This window comes from Turicibacter sp. (assembly GCF_017941855.1).
GTDB classification, from domain to species: domain Bacteria; phylum Bacillota_I; class Bacilli_A; order MOL361; family Turicibacteraceae; genus Turicibacter; species Turicibacter sanguinis.
Genome location: NZ_JAGAVR010000013.1, coordinates 39,329 through 55,195 on the forward strand (window position 1 = coordinate 39,329; position 15,867 = coordinate 55,195).

Annotated in this window: 19 protein-coding genes; 10 read left to right on the plus strand and 9 right to left on the minus strand. The window is 33.4% G+C overall.

Features of this window, described 5'->3' with window-relative positions:
- Positions 1-270 precede the first annotated feature (270 nt).
- The gene (pflB, locus tag J6D32_RS02330; RefSeq protein WP_006784764.1) at positions 271-2,496 is read left to right on the plus strand and encodes a formate C-acetyltransferase; all 2,226 of its coding nucleotides are present in this window, start codon (positions 271-273) and stop codon (positions 2,494-2,496) included.
- Between the two features lie 30 nt (positions 2,497-2,526).
- On the plus strand, positions 2,527-3,258 hold the full coding sequence (pflA, locus tag J6D32_RS02335) for a pyruvate formate-lyase-activating protein (RefSeq protein WP_009606323.1): 732 nt from the start codon (positions 2,527-2,529) through the stop codon (positions 3,256-3,258).
- Positions 3,259-3,369: 111 nt separating this feature from the next.
- Here pflA and rbr (J6D32_RS02340) read toward each other — a convergent pair whose 3' ends face one another.
- The 6 genes from rbr (J6D32_RS02340) to J6D32_RS02365 form a co-directional block, all read right to left on the minus strand.
- A complete protein-coding gene (gene rbr, locus J6D32_RS02340; RefSeq protein ID WP_055164419.1) occupies positions 3,370-3,912 on the minus strand; it encodes a rubrerythrin in 543 nt (180 codons plus the stop codon).
- A 177-nt stretch (positions 3,913-4,089) separates the two neighbouring features.
- Positions 4,090-4,629, minus strand: coding sequence for a rubrerythrin (gene rbr, locus J6D32_RS02345; protein WP_009606327.1), 540 nt, complete (start codon positions 4,627-4,629; stop codon positions 4,090-4,092).
- Positions 4,630-4,804: 175 nt separating this feature from the next.
- Positions 4,805-5,614: a Cof-type HAD-IIB family hydrolase gene (locus J6D32_RS02350; protein WP_006784930.1), complete on the minus strand. Its 810-nt coding sequence runs from the start codon at positions 5,612-5,614 to the stop codon at positions 4,805-4,807.
- A gap of 10 nt (positions 5,615-5,624) precedes the next feature.
- Complete coding sequence (locus J6D32_RS02355) at positions 5,625-6,581, minus strand: polyprenyl synthetase family protein (protein ID WP_006784931.1); 957 nt, start codon at positions 6,579-6,581, stop codon at positions 5,625-5,627.
- A complete protein-coding gene (locus J6D32_RS02360) occupies positions 6,565-6,993 on the minus strand; it encodes a hypothetical protein (RefSeq protein WP_039930679.1) in 429 nt (142 codons plus the stop codon). The genes J6D32_RS02355 and J6D32_RS02360 overlap by 17 nt, the downstream gene beginning before the upstream one ends.
- A gap of 75 nt (positions 6,994-7,068) precedes the next feature.
- Entirely contained in the window at positions 7,069-7,488 is a 420-nt protein-coding gene (locus tag J6D32_RS02365; RefSeq protein WP_132942742.1) for an HIT family protein, read from the minus strand.
- Between the two features lie 158 nt (positions 7,489-7,646).
- On the opposite strand from J6D32_RS02365, the gene J6D32_RS02370 reads away from it, so the two are divergent.
- The 3 genes from J6D32_RS02370 (at position 7,647) to J6D32_RS02380 (ending at position 9,730) form a co-directional block, all read left to right on the plus strand.
- Complete coding sequence (locus J6D32_RS02370) at positions 7,647-8,195, plus strand: Gx transporter family protein (protein WP_006784933.1); 549 nt, start codon at positions 7,647-7,649, stop codon at positions 8,193-8,195.
- 15 nt (positions 8,196-8,210) lie between these two features.
- Complete coding sequence (locus J6D32_RS02375; protein ID WP_006784934.1) at positions 8,211-8,981, plus strand: energy-coupling factor transporter transmembrane component T family protein; 771 nt, start codon at positions 8,211-8,213, stop codon at positions 8,979-8,981.
- 83 nt (positions 8,982-9,064) lie between these two features.
- Positions 9,065-9,730, plus strand: coding sequence for a uracil-DNA glycosylase (locus tag J6D32_RS02380; RefSeq protein WP_006784935.1), 666 nt, complete (start codon positions 9,065-9,067; stop codon positions 9,728-9,730).
- Between the two features lie 48 nt (positions 9,731-9,778).
- Here J6D32_RS02380 and gerQ read toward each other — a convergent pair whose 3' ends face one another.
- Together gerQ and J6D32_RS02390 are read right to left on the minus strand one after the other, a co-directional pair.
- Positions 9,779-10,405 carry a spore coat protein GerQ gene (gene gerQ, locus J6D32_RS02385; RefSeq protein WP_006784936.1) on the minus strand — a complete coding sequence of 209 codons (627 nt, stop codon included), beginning with the start codon at positions 10,403-10,405 and terminating at the stop codon, positions 9,779-9,781.
- A gap of 26 nt (positions 10,406-10,431) precedes the next feature.
- Entirely contained in the window at positions 10,432-10,854 is a 423-nt protein-coding gene (locus J6D32_RS02390) for a cell wall hydrolase (RefSeq protein WP_006784937.1), read from the minus strand.
- Positions 10,855-11,006: 152 nt separating this feature from the next.
- Here J6D32_RS02390 and pta point away from each other — a divergent pair, with 152 nt between their 5' ends.
- Positions 11,007-11,972 carry a phosphate acetyltransferase gene (gene pta / locus J6D32_RS02395; RefSeq protein ID WP_006784938.1) on the plus strand — a complete coding sequence of 322 codons (966 nt, stop codon included), beginning with the start codon at positions 11,007-11,009 and terminating at the stop codon, positions 11,970-11,972.
- Positions 11,973-12,228: 256 nt separating this feature from the next.
- Complete coding sequence (locus J6D32_RS02400) at positions 12,229-12,480, plus strand: YuzB family protein (protein WP_006784939.1); 252 nt, start codon at positions 12,229-12,231, stop codon at positions 12,478-12,480.
- Positions 12,481-12,559: 79 nt separating this feature from the next.
- On the opposite strand, the gene J6D32_RS02405 is transcribed toward J6D32_RS02400, so the two are convergent.
- Positions 12,560-12,886 (minus strand): hypothetical protein, encoded by a 327-nt coding sequence (locus J6D32_RS02405; RefSeq protein WP_055164422.1) that lies wholly within the window; start codon positions 12,884-12,886, stop codon positions 12,560-12,562.
- 220 nt (positions 12,887-13,106) lie between these two features.
- On the opposite strand from J6D32_RS02405, the gene J6D32_RS02410 reads away from it, so the two are divergent.
- The 3 genes from J6D32_RS02410 to rsmA all read left to right on the plus strand — a co-directional run.
- Positions 13,107-14,423: an HD domain-containing protein gene (locus tag J6D32_RS02410; protein ID WP_006784941.1), complete on the plus strand. Its 1,317-nt coding sequence runs from the start codon at positions 13,107-13,109 to the stop codon at positions 14,421-14,423.
- 16 nt (positions 14,424-14,439) lie between these two features.
- Positions 14,440-14,982, plus strand: coding sequence for a ribonuclease M5 (rnmV, locus tag J6D32_RS02415; RefSeq protein ID WP_006784942.1), 543 nt, complete (start codon positions 14,440-14,442; stop codon positions 14,980-14,982).
- Between the two features lie 15 nt (positions 14,983-14,997).
- A partial coding sequence (gene rsmA, locus J6D32_RS02420) for a 16S rRNA (adenine(1518)-N(6)/adenine(1519)-N(6))-dimethyltransferase RsmA (RefSeq protein WP_287467245.1) occupies positions 14,998-15,867 on the plus strand: 870 nt, incomplete at its 3' end.

Sequence of the window (15,867 nt, forward strand, 5' to 3'; positions counted from 1 at the left end):
TGTATCTTAAAGAAGTTTTTTTAGGTGGATAAAAATGTCACAATAAAATTTCAAAATATTAGAGCATATAAGTTGATTTTTTCCATTATCGGCAATATAATAGACAATGTAAAAGATATATACGTTATAACGTTTATGGGGATAGTTAAATGTTATGATGCTATGCAAACCCTTTACAAAATGAGGCTATCTGTTATAAAATCAAAGTGCAGTAACAGGTATTCGAAATTTCAGAGAGAGGTTCAAATTGGACCACAAGGAGGAATTATCATGGAAGCTTGGCAAGGCTTTAAAGGTGAAAACTGGAAAGAAAAAATTGATGTGCGTGACTTTATCAATCAAAACATTACTGTTTATGAGGGTGACGATTCATTCTTAGCAGGACCAACAGAAGCAACAACAAAATTATGGGATCAAGTAATGGAATTATCTAAAGCTGAACGTGAGGCTGGTGGAGTTCTTGATTTAGATACTAAAATCGTATCAACTATTACTTCTCATGAACCAGGATACTTAAATAAAGAGTTAGAAACAATCGTTGGTTTCCAAACTGATAAACCATTCAAACGTTCTTTACAACCATTTGGTGGAATTCGTATGGCTGAAAAAGCTGCTGAATCTTATGGATTCCATGTAGATCCAGAAGTATCTCACATTTTCACTGAATACCGTAAAACTCATAACCAAGGTGTATTCGATGCTTATACTCCAGAAATCCGTGCTGCTCGTAAATCAGGTGTTATCACAGGATTACCAGATGCTTATGGACGTGGACGTATTATCGGGGACTACCGTCGTGTAGCTTTATACGGAATCGACCGTTTAATGGCTGAAAAATTAAATGATCATAACAATACATCTCGTATCATGGACGAAGAAACTATTCGTTTACGTGAAGAGATTTCAGAACAATACCGTGCGTTAAAAGAATTAAAAGAAATGGCTGCGAAACATGGTTTCGATATTTCTAAACCAGCTACAACAGCTAAAGAAGCTATCCAATGGTTATACTTCGGATATTTAGCAGCAATCAAAGAACAAAACGGTGCTGCAATGTCTTTAGGACGTACTTCTACATTCTTAGATATCTATATTGAACGTGACTTACAAAATGGAGTAATCACAGAAGAACAAGCACAAGAGATGATGGACCACTTCGTAATGAAATTACGTTTAGTTAAATTCTCTCGTACTCCAGACTACAATGAATTATTCTCAGGAGATCCAACTTGGGTAACTGAATCAATCGCTGGTATGTCAACTGATGGATTCCCATTAGTAACTAAAAACTCATTCCGTGTATTACATACATTAGATAACTTAGGACCAGCTCCAGAACCAAACTTAACAGTATTATGGTCAACTAAATTACCACAAGGATTCAAAGAATACTGTGCAAAAATGTCAATCAAAACTTCAGCTATCCAATATGAAAATGATGACATCATGCGTCCAATCTATGGAGATGACTATGCTATCGCATGTTGCGTATCACCAATGAAAGTTGGTAAACAATTACAATTCTTCGGTGCTCGTGCAAACTTAGCAAAAGCATTATTATATGCAATCAACGGTGGTAAAGATGAAAAATCTAAAGCACAAGTTGGACCACATTGGGCTCCAATTACTGACGAAGTATTAGATTACGATAAAGTAATGGAACGTTATGATGAAGTAATGGAATGGTTAGCAGATTTATATGTTAATACATTAAATATCATCCACTACATGCATGACAAATATAGCTATGAGCGTATCGAAATGGCATTACATGATACAGATGCAGAACGCGTTTCAGCAACTGGTATTGCCGGATTATCAGTAGTAGCTGACTCATTATCAGCTATCAAATATGCTAAAGTTAAACCAGTTCGTGATGAATTTGGAATCGCAGTTGATTTCGAAGTTGAAGGAGATTTCCCTAAATACGGAAACAACGATGATCGCGTAGACCAAATTGCAATTGATGTTATGTCTTCATTCATGACAAAAGTACGTAAACATAAACCATACCGTGCTAAATTACAAACTCAATCAATCTTAACAATCACTTCAAACGTTGTTTACGGTAAGAAAACAGGAACAACTCCATGTGGTCGTAAAGCTGGTGAACCATTCGCTCCAGGTGCTAACCCAATGCACGGACGTGACTCTCACGGAGCTATCGCTTCAATGTCATCTGTAGCTAAATTACCATTCGAGTCTGCACAAGATGGTATTTCAAATACATTCTCATTAGTACCAAAATCATTAGGACGTACAGATGAAGAACGTAACAAAAACTTAGTAGCAATCATGGATGCTTATGTAAACAAAAAAGGACATCACTTAAATATCAATGTATTTAACCGTGATACTTTATTAGATGCTATGGAACATCCAGAGAAATATCCACAATTAACAATTCGTGTATCTGGGTATGCGGTAAACTTCATCAAGTTAACTCGTGCTCAACAATTAGACGTTATTAACCGTACAATGCATGAAAAAATGTAATTGGGAAGAATAGAAGATAAGGTGATTAGTATGAATGGATATGTACACTCAGTAGAATCTTTCGGAACAGTTGATGGTCCTGGACTTAGATTTATCGTCTTTGTCCAAGGATGCGGCTTACGATGTGCTTATTGTCACAACCCAGATTCATGGAAAATGAAAGAAGGGAAAGTAACGGAAGTTTCAGAAATTGTTGACGAATTAATTAAGTATAAAGAGTTTTTTGAGGCTTCAGGTGGAGGAATCACTGTAAGTGGTGGAGAACCTTTATTACAAATGCCATTTGTGACAGAATTATTTAAAGAGTGTAAAAAACATGGCATTCATACTAACATCGATACTTCAGGTGATTTACACTTCAATACTGAAGAACGTAAAGCACAACTTAAAGAATTATTATCAGTAACAGATATGCTAATGTTGGATATCAAAATGTTTGACGCACACAAACATAAACAGTTAACTGGTAAAGATAATGCACACATATTAGAATTTGGTCGACTTGTATCGGATGCTGGTATTCCAATGTGGATTCGCCGTGTTTTAGTACCAGGATTAACTGATGATGAAGAAGATCTTAAACAAACAGCCGAATATATTAAAACTCTGAAAACAGTTGAAAAAATCGAAGTTTTACCTTATCACAGCATGGGTGAGTATAAATGGACTCAAATGGGGTATGATTATCCATTAAAAGGACAAGAGGCTCCAAGTGATGAAGTTGTTAAACATGCTGAAGAAATTTTAGGTAAAGCAATCTAAATTCCTTCTACCGCTAATCCTTCCTTTTTGTAGGATTAGCGGTTTTTATATGTTAAAAAAGGTTCTATCTCATTATGAGATAGAACCTTTTAACTTTATAATGTTCAAATATTAATAGTTTTTAGCTTGTAATTCAAAGTGTGCTTGTGGATAAGTGCATACTGGGCAAGCTTTAGGTGCTTTTTTTCCATAGTGGATATGTCCACATTCTAAACAAACCCATGCTTGTTCTTCTTCACGCTCGAAAACTTTACCTTCTTCAAGATTTTTTAATAATTCTAGGTAGCGTTCTTCATGGTGTTTTTCAATTTTCCCAACCATTTCAAATAATACCGCGATACGATTTAATCCTTCTTCACGAGCAACTTCAGCGAAGCGAGCATACATATCTGTCCACTCACCATTTTCCCCAGCAGCAGCATCTTTTAAGTTAGTCATTGTATCAGCAACTTCTCCGTCATGAAGTAATTTATACCATAATTTTGCATGCTCCATTTCGTTGCGAGCAGTTTCAAGGAATACGTTAGCAATTTGCTCATATCCTTCTTCTTGAGCTTTAGCTGCATAATAAGTATATTTATTACGAGCCATTGATTCCCCAGCAAAAGCCGTCATTAAGTTTTGTTCAGTTTTAGTTCCTTTTAAGTTACTCATTTTTCTTCCTCCATAATGTAAATAAATGGTTACGAATTAAATTATAGCATTTTACTTGACAGTTGTTCAAGGAACTATAAATTTAATGATATTGTTTTTGAAAATTTAAAAGCTATATTCAAAGGAATATAGCTTGATTTATATAGTGGTTACTAATTACTGGACTCAACTTTTTTATTAGTAATTTTTTGCTTCTTGTTGGAAGTATGCTTGTGGATGCGCGCAAACTGGGCAAGCTTTAGGTGCTTTTTTACCATAGTGGATATGTCCGCAGTTTAGGCAAATCCAAGCTTCCTCTCCTTCGTGTTCAAATACTGTTCCTTCTTCGATATTTTGAAGTAGTTTTAAGTAACGTTCTTCGTGATGTTTTTCGATTGTTGCTACTTGTTCAAATAGGTAGGCAATACGAGTGAATCCTTCTTCACGAGCAACTTCGGCAAATTCAGCGTACATATGGGTCCATTCATCGTGTTCACCGGCAGCCGCTGCTTTTAAGTTTTCCATTGTATTTCCGATACCATCATTTAATAATTTATACCACATTTTTGCATGTTCTTTTTCGTTGTTAGCTGTTTCTAAAAAGATATTAGAGATTTGTTCATATCCTTCTTTTTTAGCTTGGGATGCGTAATAGGTATATTTATTACGAGCCATTGATTCCCCAGCAAAGGCTGTTAATAAGTTTGCTTCTGTTTTACTACCTTTTAAATTTGTCATTTGATAATCCCCCCGATAAGATAAGTTAAATCATCTTTACAAGCTTATCTTAGCATATAGAAACTATTTATCAAGGGTGATAGAAGCAACTTTTATATAAAATATCAGTAATAATTCTTAATATTTAAGCATAAGAAAAAGCAACTATCATATACTGATAATTGCTTTTTAATATTTATTTGTTAAAGATAAATTTTTCAATAACTTGAGCAATTCCATTGTCATTATTTGATGCAGTTACGTAGTTAGCGGCTGCTTTTACCTCATCGACTGCATTCCCCATTGCAACCCCAAGTCCCGCAAATTCGATCATTGGAAGGTCATTGTATCCATCTCCACAAGCAATTAACTGGGATTTATCTAATCCTACGTGATCAAGTAATTTTTGTAAAGAATATGCCTTATTAATATTTTGAGGCATAATTTCTAAGAAGAATGGCATTGATCGCATAACACTTAGACGTTCTCCAAGACGTTCTTTAAATTTCATTTCAACTTCTGCTAGGTATTCGGGTTCGCCTGTACATAAACATTTAACTGAATTAAATGTGATTGCTTCTTTAAATCCTTTAACACGATTAAGAGGCATATTATTAATAGCTCCTTCTTTACGGATATATTGATCATCATCTTCTGTAATAATAGCTTCATCCTCATACGCCATAATATTTACATTCATTTCACGTGCTAAATCATATAATTCATGACAAATTTCAGGTGTTAATGATTTATCATAAATTAGTTCATCAGTTTGAACTGAAATGATGCGTCCCCCATTATAAGATAAGATGTATCCTGGATATTCATCTAATCTTAATTCTTTAGCAGCTTTAATCATTCCATAAGTTGGACGTCCAGAAGCTAAAACAATCATAACTCCATTTTCTTGTGCTTTGAATAAAGCTTGTTTAGTTTCTGGTAAAATTTCATTTTTAGATGACATTAACGTTCCATCTAAATCTAACACGATCATTTTATAACTCATAGTTTTCTCCTTAGTTGAATATTAAATTTATTAGATTTAAAAACTGATTTTTTTGAAGGGGTAATTCATTAATTAAATTTTTAGATGAATTGATATACTTGAAGCAAATGTCGTTTGCTCTTTGGATATGTTCACTATTTTTAATTTGCTCACATAATAAATCAAATTTACTTTTTTCCGTTTCAACATTAAGTGATAAAAGATCGTCTTTTAAAAGGGAATCCTCTAATGCAAAAATCGTTGGCAATGTAATAATACCATTTCTTAAGTCATAGCCAACAGGTTTGCCTATTTTCTTTGATGTACTTGTAAAATCAAGAATATCGTCTTTTAATTGATAAGCGATACCGATTTGACTCCCAATAGTAGAGAGTTGATTGATGATATTGGCATCTAATCCCGCTACTAGTCCACCAACAACTAAACTTAAAGAAATTAAAGCACCTGTTTTTTGATAGCTTTTATTGATGTAATCATCAAAACTTAAGTCAAAATTAAAGTGATTATGCTGTTGATTAAGCTCGCCTAAGCAAAGGTTATTCATAACAACCGCAATTTCTTGATGTAATTTTGGAATTTTAAATTCAGAAAAAAGCTCTAAACTTTTATTTAAAACAAAATTTCCAAGATGTACGCCGACCGTAAGTGAATATTGCTCATGCAGAGTGGTCACATTGTGTCTTGTTGTTGATTCATCGATGATATCATCGTGAATTAATGACGCAACATGCATTAACTCAATTGCAACTGCAGCTGTATAAATCTCTTGTTTATTGACATTCTCTTTTAAATCAGCTGCCAATAACACGAATAAAGGTCTAATTCTTTTACCACCGTTCATAATGATTTGAAGAAGATCGTTCATCATTTTAGGATCAGAAAAAAGTGTTGAATCCGAGCTCACAGCCTTAAGGAGTAGGTCATTAAAGTATTGCTCATCGTACCCAAATTTACATAATAAGCTCATCGTAAGGGACCTCCTCATTAAAGAATTTTATGATTTCAGATGTTAAAGAGGGGAGGCCTTGATTAATTGTGACTAATTCTATTTGTTTAAGCTTCTGTGCTAAATTATATTTTACGAGATGAAAAGCGTTAAGGGAGCAATAATGATAATAAAGGCTGTAGAAATAATCTCCCAATAAAATGAATCTTGAAATCTCCTGATGAGATAAAGTATTGTTAATTTGTTGATGACAATTAATGTATAAGCTTAATAAACCTATCGCCACTAATGTTGATTTATACTCCTTGAAAGTCTTTTTATTCGAAATAAAATATGTCTCAAGATTTGCTAATAAGTCTTCATTCACGGAGATAGTTAATGAAATATCTGGAGCAATTAAAGTTTTAATTTCTGATATAACCTGTTCGTTCATGCATATTTCTCCCTATTATTCAAAGTTTTAACATAATTATTATTTGAAATTAAGGGATAAATATACAGACGAAGATTACAGACTTTTAATAACCTCTTCTTTAAGTGCTGCTAACGTTTCAGGCGTATAATTTTCCATATTGTTTGCATAAGAATTTGAAAAACCATCTGTTTCATCATAACGAGGAATTAAATGCACATGATAGTGGAATACCGTTTGTCCAGCTGCCACACCGTTATTATTAACAACATTTAATCCGTTACAATTGAATGTTGTTTTTAATGCATTTGCTAACTTTGGCACGATGCTAAAGACATGACTCATATCTTCTGCAGTCATTGAAAATACATCTTGAGCGTGTTTTTTAGGAATAACTAGAGTGTGACCCTTTGTTGATTGAGAAATATCTAAAAATGCTAATACAAATTCATCTTCATAAACGACATGTCCTGGAATTTCTTTATTAATGATTTTACAAAAAATACATTGGCTCATTGAGTAGCCCTCCTATCTTAACTTTCAATCTTCATGGTCTTAATTTTATCAAATAATTTGTAAACTTTAAAGTGCTAACATTATGTGCAAGGTAGGGGTTAAAAAGACGGTATTTGTCGTGATATAATATAGAGGTTCAAAGTCGGGAGGTTTCAATATTGAATCGTAAAAATAATCGTGAGAATTTAGAGAAAATGATGTTAGTCGTCTTAATTGCGGCATTAGCGATTGTCCTAGGAATTGTTGAAGCAATGCTTCCTATTAAATTACCGATTCCAGGGATGAAACTAGGGTTAGCTAATATTATGATAGTAATTGGATTATATTATTTAGATGTTAAAGATATGTTGTTTGTTATTATATTAAAAACCGTATTAACGACCCTATTACTAGGGACATTCTCAATGTTTTTCTATGGCTTTGTGGGGGCAATTTTAAGTTATATTGCTATGATCACAGTCTTTAAACTAGGAAAAAATCAAGTAAGTTTAATAGGTGTTAGTATGATTGGTGGAGTCATGCACAATATTGGACAGATAATTGTAGCCATGATTTTAATTCAAACAAAAGCGATTGCGTATTATATGATGCTTTTATTACCACTAGGACTAGTGACTGGTGTTGCAGTTGGAATCGTTGCTAAATTGACAATGTCACGTTTAAATGAATTTGATTTATTCAAAAAAAACTATAAGTTAACAGCATAATAGTAGGAGAGATAGATGAAAAAATTATGGCTTGGGCGATATATCCCTACATCATCGAGTTATCATAATCTTGATCCACGAGCTAAAATCATCATTATGTTTTTAAATGTATTAATGATTATTATGATTTCATCGTGGACTCAATTGTTAATTGGTTTTTTATTTATGATCTGCTTTTTATTAATGAGTAATATTCCACTCAAATTTTATTTAAAACAGGCGATGTTTTTAAAGTACATGTATCTATTCTTTATTATCTTTTTCACCTTAACAGAAGGTAATCGTCTGTTATTTGAGTTTGGTTTTATTAAATTTTTTTCAGATGGATTTATTCAAGGTCTTTTCTATAGTAGTAAAATGATATTATTTGTATTAATGGGTGCTTTATTGACTTTTACAACAGCGCCAAATGAATTAGTTGCAGGTGCAAGACGATTATTTAATAGTGTTGCAGCTGAAAAATTTGCATTTATGACTAGTCTAGCCATTCGTTTAATTCCAATGATTTTAGATGAAGTCAAAGTTATTTATAGTGCTCAACAATCACGTGGGTTAGATTTTAGTGAACTACCATTTATGGAAAAACTAAATAAACTCATGTCTATCATTATTCCGGCAATTGCTAATACTATTAAACGTTTAACGATGATGATGGACGTCATGGATTGTCGAGGCTATATTGTGGGTGAGCACCGAACTTCTATTTATCAATTAACGTGGAAGAATAAAGATACAGTGATGGTTAGTTTGACTTGTATCGTATTAGCCGGTATAGTTCTTGTTTAAATAGCGGAACCTTGTAATAGGTTCCTTTATTTTTATAGTAAATGATATAAATTTTAAAAGATTAAGTAATGAGGTGAAGCCAGATGATTCTACATAATGATTGGCAGTTAGTGTTATCTAAAGAATTTGAACTGCCGTATATGAAACAATTATTTTCACAATTGAAAGAGGCTTATGAAACAACGACTGTTTATCCTCCTCGTGAAAAAGTTTTTTCCGCTTTTAATTTAACGCCTTATTCAGAAGTGAAGGTGGTCATTTTAGGTCAGGATCCTTATCATGGACCCCATCAAGCAAATGGATTGAGTTTTTCAGTTGAAAAAGGGACAGCATTCCCACCATCACTTCGAAATATTTTTACTGAACTAGTGGACGATATCGGATGCATTTATCCACAGAGTGGAGATTTAAGTCAATGGGCAAAGCAAGGAGTACTATTGCTAAATACAACGTTAACGGTAAAAGAGGGAGAACCAATGTCACACGTTGGCATGGGGTGGGAAACTTTTACAGATCAAGTTTTAAAAGAGTTAAATAAAAAGCAAACTCCAATTGTATTTATTTTATGGGGAAAACATGCAAGAAATAAAGCGAAGTTAATTGATCAATCACGTCACTTTGTGATTGAATCAGCACATCCCTCTCCTTTATCAGCTTACCGTGGTTTTTTTGGTAGTCATCCATTTTCACGTACAAATGAATTTTTGATTTCTCAAGGCTTAAAGCCTATTGATTGGACATTAAGATAAAAAAACAGCACAAATAGTTCTTAATTAGACTATTTGTGCTGTTTTTAATTAGTATTGTTGAGTTAAATCACCTTGAGTCATTTGTTGTTGCTGCTGTTGTTGTTTTAATTGTTGCAATTGTTGTTCTTGTTGTTGTTTTACATAATTGTAAACGGCCGCAAGGTCTGGATATTTTTCTAATAAATCAGGATCGACAATATTGAGTGTATTATCGATTGGATAGTAGTAGTTGATTTCTTCAGGGAATTCGATATAGTCTACGTATACCATTAATAAAATATATCGATGTCCTGTGTTTGGATCACTTAAAATAATGTGATCTTTTCCGGCTGCTTCAACTACCCCTGTGAAGCTTTTGTTCATTGCCGTTTGTCCAGCTTGGAAAGTCATATAAACAGTTGCCATTTTTCCACGATTTAATCGTAAAATATTTTCAATATAAGAGTTAATCCCTCTTGCTAAAGTGTTTCCAAATGGCACGATTGCTGGATTGTAAAGAGGAGGTTGTGGGACTTGGTTTGGTTCATCTGGTGTTTGTGGAGTAATAGGTGCTCCTGCAGGATATGGAGGAATCGTATTTTGATTTGTACCTCCAGGTGTTACAGATTGATATCGCCAATAAGAATCCATTGGATTTGGAACTGGACCATAAGGGTAAGAATAATAATAACTCATAATGTCTCTCCTTTCAGATTACTGCCTTAATCGTAACAATTTTCAGATTCTAGTGGAATATAGAAGCAGTGCTCTCCATATCGACCAGAATTCCATTGTCCCCAGAATTTAATAGGACAATCCTCTTGGAAAGGGTTGTAGAACCAAAGTGCTGTACTTGCAGGTTCGAACCGTTCTCCATTAATCACTCGACGAGCGAGTTGAATTTCATTTTCACGTGCGCGTTGATAAAAGTAACCATATTGTGTTGCTTCAAATCCACCAGGTGATTGAAATATCATTTGTTCAACCGAATTAATGTCTTTGAAGTCGAGACAATCTGCAAGAACACGGTTAACGCCAACGTTTCCAACGCATAGCATTCCCATATTTCCGTCACTCTCAGCTTCGGCACGCATGAGTCTAGCGAGTAGTTCCACATCTTTTTGTGTAGCTTTAATAACCGCCATGACCATCACCTCTCTGTAAATCATATGGTATCGGTTGCCAAAAAATGATAAAAAAAATAAAAAAAATAAAAGGTATTAACCTTTTATTTTTTTAGCAAAAGGAGTAAAATGAAAGTAGACATATAGAACATATATTAAAGGTGGTAAATTCGATGGATATCATGACAAGTTTAAAGAATCAAATTATCGGGAAAAATATTCGTATCGTATTCCCTGAAGGTAATGAACCACGCGTTGTTCAAGCAGCAAGCTTATTAGCACGCGAAAACATGTTAAAACCAATTTTAATTGGTTCAGCTGAAGAAGTTCAAGCAGCAGCAGGAACATATTCATTAGAAGGATGCGAAATTATCGATCCAAAACATTATGACAAATTAGATGAAATGGTTGCTGAATTAGTAGCAGTTCGTAAAGGAAAAGTAACTGAAGAACAAGCTCGTGAATTAGTATTAAATGTAAACTATTTTGGAACAATGTTAGTTCATATGGGATTAGCAGCAGGATTAGTATCAGGAGCAATTCATTCAACAGGAGATACAGTTCGCCCTGCATTACAAATTATCAAAACTAAACCAGGAATTTCAAAAACATTTGGATACTTCGCAATGTTACGTGGAGATGAGCGTTATATCTTTGGTGATTGCGCAATCAATCCAAATCCATCAAGCAGCGATTTAGCTGAATTTGCAATCGAGTCTGCACGTGTTGCACGTATGTTTGATATGGAGCCGAAAGTAGCATTATTAAGCTTCTCAACAAAAGGTTCTGCAAAAACAGAAGAAACTAAAAAAGTAACAGATGCAATGGAAATTTTAAATGGTATGGAACTTGATTTTGACTATGATGGAGAATTACAATTTGATGCCGCCTTCGTTCCATCAGTAGCTGCTACAAAAGTTAAAGATTCAAAAGTTGCAGGGCATGCTAACGTATTCGTATTCCCTGATTTAAATGCTGGAAATATTGGATACAAAATTGCGCAACGTTTAGGTGGATTTGAAGCAGTAGGGCCAATCTTAGCTGGATTAAATAAACCAGTAAATGATTTATCACGTGGATGTTCACCAGAAGATGTGTACAGCACTGCAATCATTACAGCTAACCAAACTTTATTATAATATTTAATATATAGGTCCAGATAAGTTTTTCATACTGGATAAATTCTTACTTTCTTTATTAGAGAAAGGTGACTTTTCGAGGATAGAGACCTAGGACTGAAAATTTCTATATATAAATAATAAGACCTCCTATATTATGAATAGGAGGTTTCTTCATGTCTGTTGAATTAGTGTTATAGTTGACACAATCTTTATTTTTTTATAAACTCTATAGAGATACACTTGAAGCATGAGAGGAAAAGGAAGGTGTAGCAATATGTTTAATTTAGATGATTTATTTGCAGAACCAAATGAGTTCCGCATTTGCGATAAATGTAAGGCAACAAATGTAAATACATTATTACCACGGTTAAAAGCAATTGACCCAAAAGCAAAGATCTATACTGGATGTCAATCATATTGTGGCCCAGGTCGTGATCGAGCGTTTGTATTTGTTAATAATAAACCGATTTTAGCTACGAATGAAGATGAATTAATTGCAAAAGTTAAAGAATTTTTAGGAAAATAACAAAAAAGACGATAAATGATTATTTATCGTCTTTTTTGTTTGAATTAGAAAAGCTGTGGTCATGATTAGGATAGAAAGTTTATTTTTCTACCTGTTCATAATAATAGCCTCCATTTTTAACATGAATTGAAAATATTTTGTCTGCTAAAAGATCGGCAATATATTTTATGATTTCTTCATGAGTTTTAAATAAATCGGAAGCGTCTGTCTGAGAATGCATTATAAATGAGATGCGCGCCTTTAAAAAGGGGGATAGTTCAGAAAAGAGTTCTACTGTATTTAATGAACTAGGAGAAAAAGATTGTAGCGTATTATAAATTTCAAAAATGAGCATTTCAAATAAATAATGTTTTCTTAAAAAAGATTCTTGCCTCTGCATCAGTTGATTGTAGGTCTTTATACACATGAAATCACATCCTGATAAAAGCGTTATCAGAGATGATTATATCATATTTGAATGTCGAAACCTGTAAAAGCCTTGTATTTATCTTAATTATTGTCAAAGCTTTTGTTGTCTGGCTTTAAGTCGCTATATTATGTGGTATACTAATAATGTAAGAAATGAGTTTATTTACATTGATTAAAATGAAAAAAGTATTTAATTTAATATAGATGGTGATAGTGCAATGAAAATGTTAGAAGAGAAGGTTTTTAGAGACCCTGTATATGGATATGTTCATGTTTATGATAAGTTAATCTGGGATTTAATTCAAACAAAAGAGGTTCAACGCTTACGCCGCATTAAACAATTAGGTGGAACGTATATGGTTTTCCATACTGCAGAACATAGTCGTTTTTCACACTCTCTAGGTGTTTATGAAATGGCAAGACAAATGATTCGTGCTTTATTTCATCGTGAAATTGAGCTAGATGAAGAAGAACGTTTATTAATTTTGTCTGCTGCTCTACTGCATGATTTAGGACATGGACCTTTTTCGCATTCTTTTGAATCAGTGTTTGAAGTTCGACATGAGGTGTTTACTGAGCGTATTATTATGGAAAATACGGAAGTTAATGCAGTTCTTGAAAATTATCAGCCTGGATTTGCGAAAAAAGTTAGAGATGTTATTAATAAGACTTATCCAAATCCACTCGTTATCAATATCATTTCTAGTCAACTTGATGCAGACCGTTTAGATTATTTATTAAGAGATGCTTATTTTACTGGAGCACCTTATGGAGAGATTGATGTTGATCGTATTTTAAGAACAATGCGAGTGATTAATAATAAAATTGTCTATAAAGTTTCAGGAATGCATGCGATTGAAGATTATTTAATGAGTCGTTATCAAATGTATTGGCAAGTCTATTTACATTCAACAGGGCGTAGTTTTGATTTAATTATTCAAAATATGCTTCGTCGTGTTCGAGAATTAATTGAATCAGATTATGAATTTAAAAAACCAATTGATGATTTGAGAAATCTATTTTTACAAGCAGAACCATCGATTGAAACGTATTTAAAATTTGATGATTCAACTATTCAGTATTATGCTGCACAATTTACTGAAGAAGATGATGCTATTTTACGTGATTTCGCCGATCGTTTTATGAGTCGTCGATTATTTAAGGAAGTTCACTATATTCCAAGTGAGCAATCGCACGATAAATTAGAAAATATAAAAAATTATATGATTGAATTAGGAATTGACCCAAATTATTATTTACTAACTGACCATAGTATGAAGACGCCTTATGATTATTATGGACACAAAACAAATTGTTTACCAGATTGCATTGAATTACTGATGCGTGATGGTTCAATTCAAGAAATTTCAGAGGTATCAACGATTATTAAAGGAATTATTGCAGTTAAAGCAAAACAAGAACATAAAATCTATTTTCCATTAGATTTAATCGAAAAGTGTGAGAACTGTGATGCAAAGATTAAAATTCTTGAATTATTATATGAAAATGTTCGAGATGAAGGTAGACAGAGATAGAAGTAGAGGCTAAAATATGTTATTTAAAGAAGTAATTGTAGTAGAAGGGCGCGACGATACACGTCGATTAAAAGAGATTTTTCCCGATATAGAGACAATTGAGACAAATGGCTCAGCGATTGATAAACCTACTTTAGAACGCATTAAAATTTTAAATGAGACGCGAGGAGTTATCGTTTTTACTGATCCTGATTTTCCAGGAAATAAAATTAGACAGGCAGTCACTGAGGTTGTTCCTGAATGTAAACATGCTTATTTAAAAAAACAAGATGCAATCGCTAAAAATGGAAGTGGTGTTGGAGTAGAACACGCCTCTAATGAGGCAATCAAAGCAGCGCTTGAAAATTTATTAACTGCAAGTAAAACAATTGTAGAGGAAATTGAAATGCAGTTTTTAATTGAAAATCAACTCATTGGACATGCTAATAGTTCATCTCTTCGTGAGCACCTAAGTGATGTTTTAGGGATTGGATATGTTAATGGGAAACAACTGCAAAAACGTTTAATGATGTTTGGTATTTCGAAGGAACAAGTCATTGAAGCGTTATCTAAAAAGTAAGAGGAGTATTAAATTATGAGAGATATTGCAACAAAGTCTAATACAAAAGAAATTATTGAAAAACACGGTTTTACCTTTAAAAAAAGCTTTGGACAAAACTTTTTAACAGATACCAATATTTTAAATAAAATTGTGAATGCAGCCGATTTAAATGATGAGGTTGGGGTTATCGAAATTGGTCCTGGTATCGGAGCCTTGACAGAATTTATTGCGCGTAAAGCGAAAAAAGTAGTGGCTTATGAAATTGACCCACGATTAATTCCCATCTTAGCAGAAACATTGGCCCCTTATGATAACGTTAAAGTCATTCACCAAGATATTTTAAAGGCAGATGTTGCGTCAATGATTGAAGAAGAATTTAAAGACGTTAAACATATTGCCGTTGTAGCAAATTTACCATACTATATTACAACACCAATTTTAATGGGCTTAATTGAAAAGAAATTACCGATTGATTGGTATGTTACAATGATGCAAAAGGAAGTAGCAGAGCGTTTATCAGCGAATCCTGGTTCAAAAGATTACAATGCTTTATCAATTGCTGTTCAATATTATACGGAAGCTAAAATTGCTTTAAATGTACCGAAAACAGTCTTCATTCCAGCACCAAATGTAGATAGCTCAGTTGTTAAATTAACAAAGCGTGAGCAACCAGCGGTAGCCGTTGAAAATGAAGATTTCTTCTTAGAAATTGTTCATGCAGCATTTAAACAACGTCGTAAAACAATTCAAAATAACTTAAATCAACACTTTAATGACTTAGCGAAGGAAGATGTGACTAAGTTATTAGAAGAGGCGGGAATTGTACCTAGCCGCCGTGGTGAAACTTTAACGATTGAAGAGTTCGGACATTTATCAAACGTATTTTATAAACACATTCACTCA